The organism is Rhodococcus sp. 05-2254-2, from assembly GCF_002259095.1.
Taxonomy (GTDB): domain Bacteria; phylum Actinomycetota; class Actinomycetes; order Mycobacteriales; family Mycobacteriaceae; genus Rhodococcoides.
This window is the reverse complement of record NZ_NOZJ01000008.1, coordinates 706,565-720,920: the sequence shown is the minus strand read 5'-3', so window position 1 is coordinate 720,920 and position 14,356 is coordinate 706,565. Positions and strand designations below refer to the sequence as shown.

Below are 14,356 nucleotides of genomic sequence, written 5' to 3'. Positions count from 1 at the left end.
GAAGCTGCCGAACATGTGACGATCGATGAATGACACTCGACGACATCGTGAACGTGGTCGCCAGCTTCGAGGGCACCGTGACGCAGCGCCCACGAGAGGGTGATGGAACTCCCGAACTTGCTTGGGGCGATGCGTTCTTCTACTACTCACCCGACGGGACGATCCCGACGACGCAGCCGTTCGCAACCATCGTGACCAAGAACTATCCGGGTGACGAATTGTCCCAACTGAACAGGCCGGGCGCGTTCCGCGTCAATATCGTTGCAGGAAAGCAGGATTTCGAGAGGATTCTGGGAATGCCGCCCCGCGACGCGGCCCACGCACCCCAGGCCGACAGCGACGACGTCATCGCCGCCCACCCTCAGTACGGCACCGCCGGTTGGCTTTCGGTGGTCAACCCGTCGGCGCAGACCGAGACACACGTTCGGGAACTACTGGACTCCGCCTACAACGTTGCCAAGAGCAGATACGAACGACGCCAGGGCTGATCAGCCGAAGAAGTCGTCCATCGATCGGGACAGCCCTTCGACGTCCAGGCCGTTGGCCCGATCGTGTTCGGCCACTGTGCCGTACTTGCGACGCTCTCCGGGCTCCACCCCGATTCCCGACACCCGATGACGCACATCGGCCAAGGCTCGATCAACCTGCAGCACAGACGTTCCCGCGAGATACGGCTCGACGATCATGATGTCCGGCGCCGTCAGCCTCTCTCGTAGAGTGGCACTGTCGAAGGGCCTGATCGTCGACGCATGCAGCACCGTCAGGTCGCGGCCTTCGGCCGCGTTCTGCACCCGATCGGTCATGGGCCCGACGGAGATGACGGTTCCCGAATTGCCCTGCTGCAGAACGGTGAACATCCCGTCGGACCGTCCGTAAGGGCGATCGTTGCACACCCCGTCGAGCCTGATGTACACGCGATCGTCGGTGGCCGCCGCGCTGTGCAGCATCCACTCGACCTCGTCTACGTGACCGGGGACGTGGACCGTCCACTCGCCCAGCGTGTCGAGGAGTGCGACATCTCGCTGACCGAAATGTGTCTCGCCGCCCTGCGGCCATCCGTAGGACCCGCCCGAGCTCACCAGGATGGCACCGACGCCCTGGTGCCCCAGATCGAGCTTCACCTGCTCGAAGGGTCGCTCGATCAGAAACGGCGGGAAGGTATGCACGATCGGCCGCATTCCGGCCAGGGCCAGACCACCGGCGACACCGATCATCGCCTGCTCTCGAATCCCGACGTTGATGACCCGCGATCGAATATCAGGGGTGAGGTGCGGTTCGAGATACCCGGCTCCGATCTCCGCCAGCACCAACGCTGTTCGCTCGTTATGCGCCAACAATTGGGGTACCAGACTGTAGAAGTACTCGCGTTGATCCAGCGATGCACTCATCAGCTCTCCTTCTTTTCGACGTGAGCGACCACCACGTGCGGACGGCCTGCGTGATCGGCGCGAAACGCCTGGCGAAGAGCACTGTGGTCTCGACCGTCGACGTCAGAGGTGAGCCACCCCTCGACGGCGAACCGCGAGGCGATACCTCCGGGCCAACCCAGACCGGCAGAATCGTTGTCGATCACCACGGCGGTCAGGTTGCCCAACTCGGACCGCGCAGCGAATTGGATGGCCTCCATATTGCTGCCCTCGTCGAGTTCCGCGTCGCCGATCAGTACGAAGACTCGGGCAATGCGCTTCTGAATCCGCAGCGCGACAGCAGTTCCAGCGGCCAGCGCCAGACCATGACCGAGCGATCCGGATCCGATGTCGACCCCGCGAATGAGCGTGCGGTCCGGATGATTACCCAGCGGAGAGTGGTAGCTGCCGAACGACGCGAGCTCGGTGGGCGTCAAGAATCCACGTGCCGCGAGCACGGCGTAGTACGCCATCGGGCCATGCCCCTTGGACAGATAGAACCGATCACGATTCGGGTCATCGGGATTCGTAGGATCGAGCCGCACTATGTCGGAGTACAGCACCCACAACACATCCAGCGTCGAAGTGGCACTGGTGCTGTGCTTTTCGTCGCCCGTCATCAATGTCATGAGTTGCGGCAACTCGTCGTAAGTCCTCTGCATGACCCCACCTTGCAACCTCGAGTGCACTCGAGGTCAAGGCAGAAGTGGGTGGTGCGGTGGGTGTCCAACATTTGTGCTCCGATGCGCTTTCCAGATTCTCGAGCAGAATCGTGGACACTGAGCGCACCGCCGCCCGTAGTCTCCAGACATGCCGCGAAAACACCTCGCTGTAGCGGGGACGTCCATCGACTGCGCCGAGCCGGCGGAGCTGGCTCGCTTCTACCTCGCCCTACTCGGTGGAGAGCTGTTGTGGGAGAACCCGTCGAGCTCGGGCATACGCACGCAGGCAGGCCTGAACATCGTTGCGCAGAAAGTAGCGAAATACATTCCGCCCGTGTGGCCGTCGACTTCGATCGTGCACTTCGACCTAAACGCGGGAGGGGACCTCGCGGGATCTGTTTCCTACGCAGTCGAATGCGGAGCGACCGAGGCGGCGGACCAGCCTGACCCCCGTTGGCGCGTTCTCCTCGACCCTGCCGGACACCCCTTCTGCATCACCACGGAGGTGTACGACGGTTGACGGGCGGTATCGAATTGCGACGCTGAGCCGTTGCCCATACCGGGGTGCGGTGACAGCATGAAAGGCATGAAGGCCGAAGAACGCCCCTGGAAGCGATACGGGCTTGCCGCGTTGCTGGCTGCGCTCGCGTTCATGACCATCAGCGACCTTGTGTCCGATCCTTCTGCCTGGAACTGGTCGAAGCTGGTTGTGCTGGCTGTAGCCGGTCCGTTCATCTGGTTCAGAGAGAGCCGGCCCCGGACGTCTCCGGAAAAGATCGGACCCGAGGCTGTACCCGCCGAGGATGTCGACGCGGTGGTCGCAGAATCCGGCAGAACTGTCCACGCCATCAAAGCGCTGCGAGAGATGCATCCCGGCCTCGGTCTGCTCGACGCCAAGAATCTCGTTCAACCGGATCACTGACGGGGGAGAAGTCGATGACATCGGTCAGCGGTACACGTGCCGTCCAGGATCCCGCCGAATTCATCGAGGCTGCGAAGCTGTTGATCGATTTCAATCGCGAGTACGACTACCCGGTGCCCGAGCCCGACTGGCTTGCAGCACATCTCGACACTCTGGTGAAGTCCGGCGACACCAGCGTGCTGACCTTCGGAATTCCTGCCATCGGTGTTGCGGTACTGCGCTTTCGGACCGGTACGCTGAGCGCAGACCTCGAGGCCTACCTCGCCGAGTTCTACATCCAGCCCGGTCTTCGCGGGAAGGGCTACGGCACAACCTTTCTCGATGACGTCATCCAGCACGCGCGCGGCAGGGGTGCCACCTACATGGACCTCAATACCTCAGAGGACGACGAGGCGGCGCGACACGTATACGAAAAGCGTGGGTTCGACTGCCACGAAGGCCGCGGCGAGGGACCGAAGGCTCTCTACTACGAACTCGAACTGAACTGACGCAGGAGATGTAACCTGGCTGTATGGTTAGCCGAGATAACAGCTCGACGTCGTTCGGGACCGTCGCCGACGTGTACGAATCTGCTCGCCCCGAATACCCGTCAGCCGCGGTCGAGTGGCTGTTGGAACCCGTTCTCGAGGTCGGCAGGCGTCCTCTTGTCGCCGACGTCGGAGCCGGCACCGGCAAGCTCACCCGCATCATCGTCGCTGCAGGGTGCGATGCCGTCGCCGTCGACCCTGATCACGCCATGCTCGACGCCCTGCGCGACGCAGTGCCCGGCGTTTCCGCCCACGTCGGCACTGCCGAGTCCCTCCCGTTGGAAGACGGAAGCGTGGATGCCGTCCTGCTCGGACAGGCCTGGCACTGGGTCGAGCCAGTGGCCGCGTCACGCGAGATCGGCCGGGTTCTTCGCCCTAGCGGCACCCTGGGACTGATCTGGAACCTTCGCGACGAATCGCAGCCGTGGGTTCGGCGACTGAACTCGGTGGTCTCGCGTGGTGGAGCCCTGACCATGTTCGACGACGGTCCACCGCCGATCGCAGAACCGTTCCATCAGCTCGACGAAAAGCGGTGGGCGTGGTCGCGGACTGTGACTCGGTCCCAGCTGACCGACCTGGTTCGGTCGCGCAGCTTCTACATCACTGCCACCGCCGATGAGCGCAACCGCATCGACCAGGAACTCGCCGCACTGTTCGACGAACTGGGCCTGAACGGCTCGACGACGATCGACCTTCCCTACGTGACCAGAGCGTTCCGCACCACGATGCCGATCCGATGATGCTTCCCGCGACCCCGGAAGTCGCCACAGCCGAACAAAACGAATACGATTCCCAATAAGTGGGTCAGGTTCGAATTCGAGGAGCTACAACATGGCGTTTCCGATCATCGTCGCGAAGGCAGTATCGACGGTCGTAACAGGCGCAGTCGGAGTCGCCGCATACAACGGTGCCAAGAAGCTGTACGACAAGGCTCCCGTCCGCAAGGCTGCGGTATCGGCAACCGAACTCGGTCTCCGCGCCGCACGAAAAGCCGAAATTCACGCCGAATCAGCGCGTTTGGCCGTGTCCGATGTCGTTGCGGAGGCACGCGACCGGCTCGGCGAAGAGGTACCACCACCCTCGGCCACCGAAGTCGGCCACGGCCACTCGCACTGACCGCGACAGCACGCCGATTATGACGACGCTCGTCGAACACTCGCTCGATGCGGTTCCCGACCGCGCGGATGGCATCGAAATCCTGTCCGACGCAGCCGGCCGCATGCGGCTCCGCGTCGACTGGCTGCGGTCCAGTCCGGGTCGCGCGGTCGCCGTCGAAGACCACGTCGACAAGATTCGCGGCGTGCGGGCCGTCCACGCGTATCCCCGCACCGCATCGGTTGTGGTCTGGTACTCCCGCACCCGCATCGACCGGGCCGAGTTGTTCGACGCAGTGAACGCCGGTCGCACCACCGACTGGGGACTCGTACCAGTCCGTAGCCCACGGTCTGCGGACGTCAACAACGGCGACGTCCTGCGCATGACCATCGGCGGAGCCGCGCTGGTCCTACTCGGCTTCCGTCGCTACGCCTTCCGGCGGCCACCCATCCTCGGCCCCACCAGCCGTGTCGTGGCCACCGGAGCCACCATCTTCACCGGCTATCCGTTCCTGAAGGGAGCGCTGCGCTCGCTGGCCGGAAACCGGTCCGCCGGCACCGACGCGCTCGTCAGCGCTGCCACTGTGGCAAGTCTCGTACTCCGCGAGAATGTCGTTGCCCTGACCGTGCTGTGGCTGCTCAACATCGGCGAATACCTGCAGGAGCTGACCCTCAAGCGCACTCGTCGGGCAATCTCCGATCTCCTGACCGGCACGCAGGACACCGCATGGATCCGGCTACCCGACGGTTCAGAGATCTCCGTGGACGTCGATCGGCTGGAGATCGGCGACGAGGTCGTCGTGCACGATCACGTCGGCGTTCCGGTGGACGGGACCGTCGTCGACGGGGACGCGGTGGTCGACCAGTCGGCGATCACCGGTGAGACACTGCCGGTATCGATCGTTGCAGGCGACCGCATCCACGCTGGATCCGTCGTGGTTCGTGGCCGCATCGTCATCCGAGCGTCTGCGGTAGGCCGCGATACGACGATCGGTCGAATCATTTCCCGTGTCGAGGAAGCGCAGGAAGACCGCGCCCCGATTCAGACTGTGGGAGAGAACTTCTCACGTCGGTTCGTACCCGCGTCGTTCATCCTGTCGGCTCTCACGCTCGTGGTCACCCGCGATGTCCGACGAGCGATGACCATGCTGCTCGTCGCATGTCCGTGCGCGGTGGGGTTGTCGACTCCGACGGCCATCAGCGCCGCTATCGGAAACGGTGCTCGCCGAGGCATTCTCATCAAGGGTGGATCGCATCTGGAACAAGCGGGCAGGGTCGACGCCTTCGTGTTCGACAAGACCGGAACCCTCACTGTCGGACGCCCCGTCGTCACCAATGTCGTGTCCTTTCAGGACGATTGGGAGCCGGAACAGGTGCTGGCGTATGCCGCGAGTTCCGAGATCCACTCTCGGCATCCGCTGGCCGAGGCCGTGATTCGCAGCACCGAAGAACGCCATATCGTCATTCCTCCGCACGAGGAGTGCGAGGTACTCGTCGGTCTCGGTATGCGCACCGTCGCTGACGGCCGGACGTTGCTGCTGGGCAGTCCTTCACTGCTGCGCGGCGAGAACGTCGCTGTGTCCGAGTATGCGGCCGACTGGGTTTCGCGACTTCAGCGTCAGGCCGAGACTCCATTGCTGCTCGCAGTCGACGGGGTGTTGGTCGGGTTGATCAGCCTGCGCGACGAGGTTCGGTCGAATGCCCTGGAAGTACTGAACGCCCTTCGCGCCGACGGTGTGGAACGCATCGTCATGCTCACCGGAGATCACCCCGAGACCGCTGCGGCCGTAGCCGCCGAACTGGGCATTGCCGAGTGGCGAGCCGAGGTGATGCCCGACGACAAACTCGAAGCCGTCCGCAAGCTACAAGAAGAGGGCTACGTCGTCGCGATGGTCGGAGACGGCACCAACGACGCTCCCGCCCTCGCCGTCGCGGATATCGGAATCGCAATGGGCTTGGCGGGCACCGATGTTGCCGTCGAGACGGCCGATGTAGCTCTGGCCAGCGACGACCTGACACGGTTGCTCGACGTTCGCGATCTCGGCCGACATTCGGTGTCGGTCATCCGGCAGAACTACGGAATGTCGATCGCTGTGAATGCACTGGGCCTCGTCGTCAGCGCCGGTGGAGCACTGTCTCCGGTGCTCGCCGCGATCCTGCACAACGCATCCTCGGTCGCGGTGGTGGGCAACAGCTCACGACTGATCCGATACCGAATCTGATCAGTAGCGCCCGAACGCGAGGGCGATGTGCTCGGTACCTAATCCGCTACTTCGCGCCGCGGAAGTACGGTTCGACCGTGCCCTTGAGCTTGACGAGCATGGGATTTCCGAAGCGATCCTTCGCGGTAGGGACTTCGACTCGCACCCAACCCTCGGACACGTTGTATTCGCGGACACTGGTCTTTTCGACGCCATTGAAGCGAATACCGACGTCCCGCTGAAGAACTTCTTCGTTGTAGAAGGGGCTCCGCGGATCGATCGAGAGGTGATTCGGTGGAACGTCTGTGTTCTGGTCCTCGGGCATGGATCACTTTCGTCGAATGCGGCGTCAGGTGCTCGGTTGATTCACAGCGAGAATACGCGACCCAGCGTTGGACCAGCGCCGTTGGTGTTGGTTCTCGACCTCAGAGATGCTGTCCGCGCAGGTGCACAGAGCGAGAGTTGTTCTCAGACATTGGAGCTCAGGTCAGCCGAGAAGTGCGGCGGGGGTGCTGCAACCGACACTTCCCATGACCGTGCAGTGGCCCGGCAGGAAGATTCGAATGATGTCGTCGACCTGCTCGACGGTCAGACCCGACGATCCGAACGTCGGTGGCGTCGGGTCGCTGGGAGCAGCCGATGCGGACGGGGCTGCGCTCAACATCGCCAAAGCGACGAAGCTGGATACGACCAGGGTGCGTACGCGGTTCGATTTCATGTTCGGCCTCTCATCGGATCGGTGGCGTCACCATAAACCGAACGATAGGTTTGTTCAACCCCTGTTCGCACAAGAGCGAAGGCTGATAGCTGCCGGTGTTGCACCGGACTGTGGGGTTGCAGACCGTTGACGGTCGACGCCGATCGAGCACAGACTCGGGTTCATGGATCTGGAGCACCTCGTCGTCGCCGTCGGCGACCTCGTTATCGGGCGAGGCACACTGGTGGCGGACTCCGATGGTTCGCTGTTCATCGAACCCGATACTCCCGATCGGGCAGCGGAATCCTCGAGTGTGGCGCGGCTACCGTTGAACGGCTCCGATCTCGATGCCTCCGCGGCCGGCAACCTGGTAGCCATTCGCGGAACCTTCCGGGCGGACGGAATTCATCTGCGCGACTTCAGGATTGTCGAGGCGACTCCGTTTCCCGGCGCGCCCACACTGAGAATTCCTGTACCACTCCGCACGAACTGGACTCGCGCGGACGTACTCGACACAGTCGAACATGACATGCCGGCAGAAAACGAACTGCTGGCCGGTAGCGGCGGGACAAGGAATCCCGACGGGTCGGACACGTTCACACTCTTCTTCCTCTGCATAGACGACGCGGCCGCCGCTTGGCTGCGCCGTCCTCACCCCGGCCCGATCGACGTGTGGACCGCACTGACCAAAGATCTGCGGTCGGCCGACCGATCCAACTAGCCCCGCGCCATGTCCACGAATCTGGACAGGTGAAGCTGGTGTGCCACGGTGATCGTCGCGGTCGGACCGTTACGGTGCTTGCCGAGAATCAAGTCGGCCTCACCGCCGCGGGGGTCGTCGCGCTCGATCGCGTCAGGGCGGTGCAGCAGAATCACCATGTCGGCGTCCTGCTCCAGTGAGCCGGACTCACGAAGGTCCGAGACCATCGGCTTCTTGTCGGTTCGCTGCTCCGGGCCACGGTTGAGCTGGCAGACCGCGACCACCGGGCATTCGAGTTCCTTCGCCAACAGCTTGAGCTGACGCGAGAAGTCCGAGACCTCCTGCTGACGAGATTCGACCTTCTTGCCGGACGACATCAGCTGAAGGTAGTCCACCACAATGAGTTTCAGGCCGTTGCGCTGTTTGAGGCGACGGGCCTTGGCGCGGATTTCCATCATCGTCAGGTTCGGAGAATCGTCGACGAACAACGGCGCTTCGCTGATCTCACTCATTCGGCGGGCCAGCTTGGTCCAGTCGTCGTCGGTCATCTTTCCCGAACGCATGTCGCCGAGCTTGATCTTCGCCTCGGCGGACAACAGTCGCATGACGATCTCGGTGCGACTCATCTCCAGAGAGAAGATGACACTGGGCATGCCGTGCTTGATGGAGCACGAACGCATGAAATCCATACTTAGGGTCGACTTACCCACGCCAGGCCTCGCCGCCACGATGATCATCTGACCCGGGTGCAAGCCGTTGGTGATTTCGTCGAGTTCGGCGAATCCTGTTGGTACGCCCAGGGATATGCCGCCGCGGCTGGCGATGGAGTCGATTTCGTCCATCGTGGGCTGCAGGAGTTCCTCGAGGGGGAGGAAGTCCTCGGAGGTGCGGCGCTCGGTGACCTCGTACACCTCGGCCTGCGCGCGGTCGACGACCTCGGCGACGTCCTGCCCGTCTGCTCCGGCGTAACCGAACTGCACGATGCGGGTACCGGCCTGTACGAGCCTGCGCAGAATCGACTTCTCCGCGACGATCTCGGCGTAGTACCCGGCATTGGCTGCCGTCGGCGTGGTCTGGGTGAGGGTGATCAAGTACGGCGGGCCGCCGATGCGCTTGAGTTCCCCGCGACGATCCAGCTCGGCCGATACGGTCACCGGGTCGGCAGGCTCACCGCGGCTGTAGAGGTCGAGGATCGCGTCGTACACGTTCTGGTGGGCCGGCCGGTAGAAATCGCCGGGACGAAGCACCTCTAGCACGTCTGCGATGGCGTCCTTGCTCAGCAGCATGCCGCCCAGAACGGACTGTTCCGCGGCCATGTCCTGTGGGGGCTGGCGACCGAAATCCTCGCCGGGCCCCTCGCTGGACGAGGGGCCGGAGTAGTCGGACTGTCCTCGATCGTCCACAACTGCCACGCGAACCGGCCGTCCTCTCCCCATTGTCGTCGGCATCGTCGGGTGTCACCCGGCGGTGCTGTGTAGCAAGTTCTACCCCCGGGCACCGACAAGCTTTTTCGGCACCGGATTCGCACTGTCCCGTCGCCGCTGCACGGCATCGAGAGAGACGCTGCACGGACGTTAAGCGCTATCGGCAGGAGTCACAACACGGCCTGTGGATGAACCTGTGCACGAAATGTGGATGGTCTTGAACAACCGTGTTGACCGTCTGGGGATAACCTGGGTATAACTTTCCAAGTTTGGGTCTTTTCGGCAGGTCAGGGCATGTACATAAAGTTTTCTTCCTGTGCATCGATTCTGGATCGGCGTGTCGGCCGAATTGACAGCTCGGGCGTGTTGAGTAAATACCAGGTGAACCCGGGGGTGAACCAGGTCACAGTGGCTGGGATGACTCACAGAAACAGACCAGTGTCCCGTTTGCGCGCGAGGGGCCCGATTCCACGCTGGGAATCGGGCCCCTCGACACTGTTGACGAAAGCTCAGCTACCGAGCTCCTGCGGGCACATCGCCGGGTCCAGCACGGTGACCTCCTTGGTACCGATCTGAAGCACTCGTGCCGTGGGAATGTCGAAGAACAGTCCGGTGATGCGCAACCGCCCCTCGGCATTGGCTCGGCCGACGACCCGGTGACGGGTGAGCGTCTGCAACTGCACCGCCACGTTCACCATCGCGAGTTGGTCCGCCTCCCCGAAGCCGAGCTCTGCCGCCTGACGGCCCACCACGTGCCCGCTGCGGTACGCATCCAGGCTCGTCATGGCATGACCCAGCCATTCCGCCACCGACTCGTCCGCGGCGTTCTCCGGTCCACTCAGCACCGCCTTCATGGCACCGCAGCCCGAGTGTCCGCACACCACCACCGACGAGGTACCCAGTTGATCGACACCGAAGGCCAGCGCTGCCTCCACCGAGCAGTCCTGCCCCTGGGCAGGAACGAGATTGCCCATGTTTCGGACCGTGAACAGATCGCCCGGTCCGCTACTGGTGATCGTGTTCGGCATCACGCGCGAATCCACGCAGCACAGAAACAGGGTGTCGGGATCCTGAGATTCGGTCAAACCCTCGAGGTGCGGTCGAATATTGGGGGCGTGGGTGCGGTGATACTCGGCTACGCCACTGAGGACCGCCCGCAGCGCTACGGGTGACTCATTCTGTGTCACATCGCTTTTCAGCTGCCATGCCCGCCACGGTGCCAACGAGCTGCGTACCGTCGCAGATCCGCGCTTGGGCGGCCCCTCGGCAGCAGCTGCCATCGACGCCGTGCCCACTTCCTCGACTCTCACCGTGCCGCCGCCGAGTTCGTGCTGACGGATCCACTCGTTCAGAGCGTCGTGCACCGCATGATCGAGGAAATCCACTCCCAGATGCACGGTGACGACGGTGCCTGCGGGGACGGTGGACAGTACGTGTGTCAATCGAGGGAGCGCAAGGAAGCTCAACGACCCCTCGGTCGTGACGCGCCAGGTGCCGTCGACCGTCTCCTCTGCGCGAACCTTTGCCCACACCACACGGCGCAGCACGAGAACGATCGACAGTGCCAAACCGATCAGCACACCCTCGAGCAGGTTGAGTGCCACCACGCCTACAACCGTCACTGTATAGACCGCGATGTCTCCGGTCTTGTTGGCGATCTTTATGTCTGCCAACTTGATCAGCTGCACACCGATCATCACCAGCAATCCGGCGAGTGCGGCGAACGGAACCAATTCGACGATCGAGATGAACAGCACCGAGAAGATCAGAATCCACACGCCGTGCAGAATCGCCGACGCACGGGACTTGGCACCGACCTTGACGTTGGTGGCACTGCGCACGATCACGCCGGTGATCGGCAGACCGCCGATGGCACCGGAGGCCATGTTGCCCGCGCCCTGAGCCATCAGTTCCCGGTCGAAGTTGGTGCGCTCACCGCTGTGCATCTTGTCGACTGCCACCGCGGAGAGCAGACTCTCGACGCTGGCGATCAACGCGATGGTGATGACGCCGGTCGCGAAAGCGCTCCACTGCCCGTCGGGCATGATCGGAAAGCTCAGCGATTCGATCAGGTTGCCGGGCAACTCGATTCGCTCGACATCCAGGGAGAAGAAGATCGAGACCGCGGTAGCGGTGACCACCGCGACCAGCGCAGCCGGCACCTTCGTGATCTTTGCCATCACGCCCGACACTCCAGCCAATCGCGGCCAGCCGAACATGAGCACGACCACGATTCCGCCGACGATGATCGACGGCCATTGGCCGTTGGCGACCGATGTGGGAATGGCGAGGACGTTCTGAACTGCGGAGCTTTCGGATTCACCGCCGAGAAGTACGTGAATCTGTTGCAGCGCAATGGTTATACCGATTCCTGCCAGCATGGCGTGCACCACCACGGGAGAGATGGCCAGCGCACTGCGGGCAATCCGGCTCATTCCCAGCAGTATCTGCACCGCACCGGCCAGCACCGTGATGGCACACGTTACGCCCCAACCGAATTGATTGACGAGCTCGGCAACCACCACGGTCAGTCCCGCGGCGGGCCCACTGACCTGCAACGGTGATCCGCCGAGTATGCCGGCGAGAATTCCGCCGACCACGGCGGCAATGAGGCCGGCCATGATCGGGGCACCGGAGGCGACGGCGATACCGATCGAAAGCGGTACTGCCACAAGGAAGACGACCAACGAGGCCGGTACGTCGTACTTCAGGATCGACCCGACGCGAGACTGCGGCTCGGGTCGGGTCTCGGGACTGGGGTCGGAATCGGGTTCCACGGTCGTGGTCACGGCAGCGTTCCTCCGGGCGTCTAGGCGTCAGGTCGGGTGGATCCAGTTGGTGATGATGTTCGATGTCGCCCCGCCTAAAGACTACGCAAAGCTTTGCTCACGAACCTTTGAAGAGAGATGCTTCACAAATCGGAACCCATTGCGACAGTTGATCTTTGTGAGAAGACACGAAAAAGCCCCACGAACCCAGGGTTCGTGGGGCTTTGTTCGACCGAAACGGGCCGAAAGCTGAAATCAGCTTCCGACGACCTCCAGCTTGAACTTCGCGGTCACGTCGGGGTGCAGGTTCACGACGATGTCGTGCTTGCCCGTGCTCTTGACGTGAGCCTTCGGCAGATCGATGCTGCGCTTGTCGACGACCGGGCCACCGGCAGCCTTCAGAGCAGAAGCGACGTCCGACGCGGTGACCGAGCCGAACAGCTTGCCCGAGTCGCCCGCGGTCTTCACGGACAGCGTGACGGCCTCGAGGCCTTCGATGGCCTGCTTGAGCTCGTTGGCGTGCTCGAGGCCGCGGACGGCACGAGCTTCCTGAGCGCGGCGGATGCCGTCGACCTGCTTCTGAGCGCCACGGGTGGCCTGGATGGCCAATCCGCGGGGCAGCAGGAAGTTACGGCCGTAGCCGTCCTTGACCTCTACGGTGTCGCCAGGCGCACCGAGGTTGTCCACATCAGCGGTGAGGATCAGTTTCATACCAATCGCCCTTTCTATCGAGCCGTCGCGGCGTAAGGCAGCAGTGCTACCTCACGCGAGTTCTTCACGGCAACGGCCACGTCACGCTGATGCTGGACGCAGTTGCCGGTGACACGGCGAGCGCGGATCTTTCCGCGATCGCTGACGTACTTACGCAGCAACGTCGTGTCCTTGTAATCGATCGACGTGTTCTTTTCCTTGCAGAAGGAACACGCTTTCTTCTTGAGCACCTTGTCGCGCAATGGCGGTTTGGGCATGGGTCTTTCTCCGTTACATCTGGTTGTTCTCGATCGAAGGATCTAGAACGGTGGCTCTTCGTCTCCGCCACGTCCGCCGAAGGAGCCCGACGCCGCCGGGGCACTGCCCCAGGGATCGTCTCCGCCGGAACCGGAGTTGGACGAGGAGTTCGAGCGGCCGCCGCCCGATCCGCCGGAGGAACCGGAGCCGGAGCCGGAGTTGAAGCCGCCTCCGCCGCCACCTCCACCGCGATTGGCCTTGTTGACCTTTGCGGTGGCGTAGCGAAGTGAAGGTCCGATCTCGTCGACTTCGAGCTCGACGACTGTCCGCTTCTCACCTTCACGCGTCTCGTACGAGCGCTGCCGCAGCCGTCCGCTCACGATCACTCGCGAGCCTCGGGTCAAGCTCTCGGCAACGTTCTCCGCTGCCTCGCGCCAGATGTTGCAGCGCATGAAGAGCGCGTCGCCGTCTTTCCACTCGTTCGTCTGACGATCGAATGTGCGCGGGGTGGATGCAACCGTGAAGTTGGCAACCGCCGCACCGGCGGGGGTGAATCGAAGTTCTGGATCAGCCGTCAAGTTTCCGATGACGGTGATGACGGTCTCGCCTGCCATGGTTCCTCTTTCAGTAGTAAGCGTTGTAGATGCCAGCCTAGAGGCGGGCAACGACAATTACTTGCCCTGTCGCAGGACCTTCGTGCGCAGAACGGACTCGTTGAGTCCGAGCTGACGATCCAGCTCGCTGACCGTGGCAGGCTCGGCGTTGAGGTTCACAACGGCGTAGATGCCCTCGGCATGCTTGAGGATTTCGTAGGCCAGACGACGCTTGCCCCACACATCGACCTTGTCGACGGTGCCGCCATCCTTGCGAACGACGTTGAGGAACGTATCGAGCGACGGAGCGACAGTGCGCTCGTCCAGATTGGGGTCGAGAATGACCATCAATTCGTAATGACGCATAAGACCTCATCACCTCCTGTGGACTAGTGAAAACGGCCACGGACTGTC

Annotated in this window: 18 protein-coding genes; 8 read left to right on the top strand and 10 right to left on the bottom strand. The window is 62.8% G+C overall.

What is annotated here, in order from left to right:
• The first annotated feature begins 29 nt into the window (after nt 1-29).
• Nucleotides 30-488, top strand: a complete 459-nt coding sequence (locus CH283_RS13570) for a DUF6194 family protein (RefSeq protein WP_068049266.1) — start codon at nt 30-32, stop codon at nt 486-488.
• Here the strand turns inward: CH283_RS13570 and CH283_RS13565 are convergent, their stop codons facing one another.
• Both CH283_RS13565 and CH283_RS13560 read right to left on the bottom strand, forming a co-directional pair.
• Nucleotides 489-1,388, bottom strand: coding sequence for a transketolase family protein (locus CH283_RS13565; protein WP_094638347.1), 900 nt, complete (start codon nt 1,386-1,388; stop codon nt 489-491).
• Nucleotides 1,388-2,068 (bottom strand): thiamine pyrophosphate-dependent enzyme, encoded by a 681-nt coding sequence (locus tag CH283_RS13560; protein WP_094638348.1) that lies wholly within the window; start codon nt 2,066-2,068, stop codon nt 1,388-1,390. The genes CH283_RS13565 and CH283_RS13560 overlap by 1 nt, the downstream gene beginning before the upstream one ends.
• A gap of 148 nt (nt 2,069-2,216) precedes the next feature.
• Here CH283_RS13560 and CH283_RS13555 point away from each other — a divergent pair, with 148 nt between their 5' ends.
• The 6 genes from CH283_RS13555 (at nt 2,217) to CH283_RS13530 (ending at nt 6,833) form a co-directional block, all read left to right on the top strand.
• The gene (locus CH283_RS13555) at nt 2,217-2,588 is read left to right on the top strand and encodes a VOC family protein (protein WP_094638349.1); all 372 of its coding nucleotides are present in this window, start codon (nt 2,217-2,219) and stop codon (nt 2,586-2,588) included.
• Nucleotides 2,589-2,654: 66 nt separating this feature from the next.
• Nucleotides 2,655-2,990, top strand: a complete 336-nt coding sequence (locus CH283_RS13550; protein WP_094638350.1) for a hypothetical protein — start codon at nt 2,655-2,657, stop codon at nt 2,988-2,990.
• Between the two features lie 14 nt (nt 2,991-3,004).
• Nucleotides 3,005-3,478: a GNAT family N-acetyltransferase gene (locus CH283_RS13545; RefSeq protein WP_094638351.1), complete on the top strand. Its 474-nt coding sequence runs from the start codon at nt 3,005-3,007 to the stop codon at nt 3,476-3,478.
• A 23-nt stretch (nt 3,479-3,501) separates the two neighbouring features.
• Nucleotides 3,502-4,257: a class I SAM-dependent methyltransferase gene (locus CH283_RS13540; protein WP_094638352.1), complete on the top strand. Its 756-nt coding sequence runs from the start codon at nt 3,502-3,504 to the stop codon at nt 4,255-4,257.
• Between the two features lie 91 nt (nt 4,258-4,348).
• Complete coding sequence (locus CH283_RS13535; protein WP_068049254.1) at nt 4,349-4,633, top strand: DUF1490 family protein; 285 nt, start codon at nt 4,349-4,351, stop codon at nt 4,631-4,633.
• A 19-nt stretch (nt 4,634-4,652) separates the two neighbouring features.
• On the top strand, nt 4,653-6,833 hold the full coding sequence (locus tag CH283_RS13530; protein ID WP_094638353.1) for a heavy metal translocating P-type ATPase: 2,181 nt from the start codon (nt 4,653-4,655) through the stop codon (nt 6,831-6,833).
• 46 nt (nt 6,834-6,879) lie between these two features.
• On the opposite strand, the gene CH283_RS13525 is transcribed toward CH283_RS13530, so the two are convergent.
• Together CH283_RS13525 and CH283_RS13520 are read right to left on the bottom strand one after the other, a co-directional pair.
• Entirely contained in the window at nt 6,880-7,137 is a 258-nt protein-coding gene (locus CH283_RS13525; protein ID WP_094638354.1) for a DUF3297 family protein, read from the bottom strand.
• 162 nt (nt 7,138-7,299) lie between these two features.
• Nucleotides 7,300-7,530 carry a hypothetical protein gene (locus tag CH283_RS13520; RefSeq protein ID WP_094638355.1) on the bottom strand — a complete coding sequence of 77 codons (231 nt, stop codon included), beginning with the start codon at nt 7,528-7,530 and terminating at the stop codon, nt 7,300-7,302.
• Nucleotides 7,531-7,693: 163 nt separating this feature from the next.
• Here CH283_RS13520 and CH283_RS13515 point away from each other — a divergent pair, with 163 nt between their 5' ends.
• Nucleotides 7,694-8,230 (top strand): hypothetical protein, encoded by a 537-nt coding sequence (locus CH283_RS13515; protein WP_094638356.1) that lies wholly within the window; start codon nt 7,694-7,696, stop codon nt 8,228-8,230.
• On the opposite strand, the gene dnaB is transcribed toward CH283_RS13515, so the two are convergent.
• From dnaB to rpsF, 6 genes are all read right to left on the bottom strand, one after another.
• Nucleotides 8,227-9,621, bottom strand: a complete 1,395-nt coding sequence (gene dnaB / locus CH283_RS13510; protein ID WP_032396923.1) for a replicative DNA helicase — start codon at nt 9,619-9,621, stop codon at nt 8,227-8,229. The two genes, CH283_RS13515 and dnaB, sit on opposite strands and share 4 nt — an antisense overlap.
• Nucleotides 9,622-10,142: 521 nt before the next feature.
• Entirely contained in the window at nt 10,143-12,422 is a 2,280-nt protein-coding gene (locus CH283_RS13505) for a SulP family inorganic anion transporter (protein WP_068048787.1), read from the bottom strand.
• Nucleotides 12,423-12,656: 234 nt separating this feature from the next.
• Nucleotides 12,657-13,112, bottom strand: a complete 456-nt coding sequence (gene rplI / locus CH283_RS13500; protein WP_032378698.1) for a 50S ribosomal protein L9 — start codon at nt 13,110-13,112, stop codon at nt 12,657-12,659.
• Between the two features lie 14 nt (nt 13,113-13,126).
• The gene (gene rpsR, locus CH283_RS13495) at nt 13,127-13,369 is read right to left on the bottom strand and encodes a 30S ribosomal protein S18 (protein WP_032396926.1); all 243 of its coding nucleotides are present in this window, start codon (nt 13,367-13,369) and stop codon (nt 13,127-13,129) included.
• Between the two features lie 42 nt (nt 13,370-13,411).
• Complete coding sequence (locus CH283_RS13490) at nt 13,412-13,963, bottom strand: single-stranded DNA-binding protein (protein WP_037195207.1); 552 nt, start codon at nt 13,961-13,963, stop codon at nt 13,412-13,414.
• A 57-nt stretch (nt 13,964-14,020) separates the two neighbouring features.
• The gene (rpsF, locus tag CH283_RS13485) at nt 14,021-14,308 is read right to left on the bottom strand and encodes a 30S ribosomal protein S6 (RefSeq protein WP_008711385.1); all 288 of its coding nucleotides are present in this window, start codon (nt 14,306-14,308) and stop codon (nt 14,021-14,023) included.
• Nucleotides 14,309-14,356: the final 48 nt, after the last annotated feature.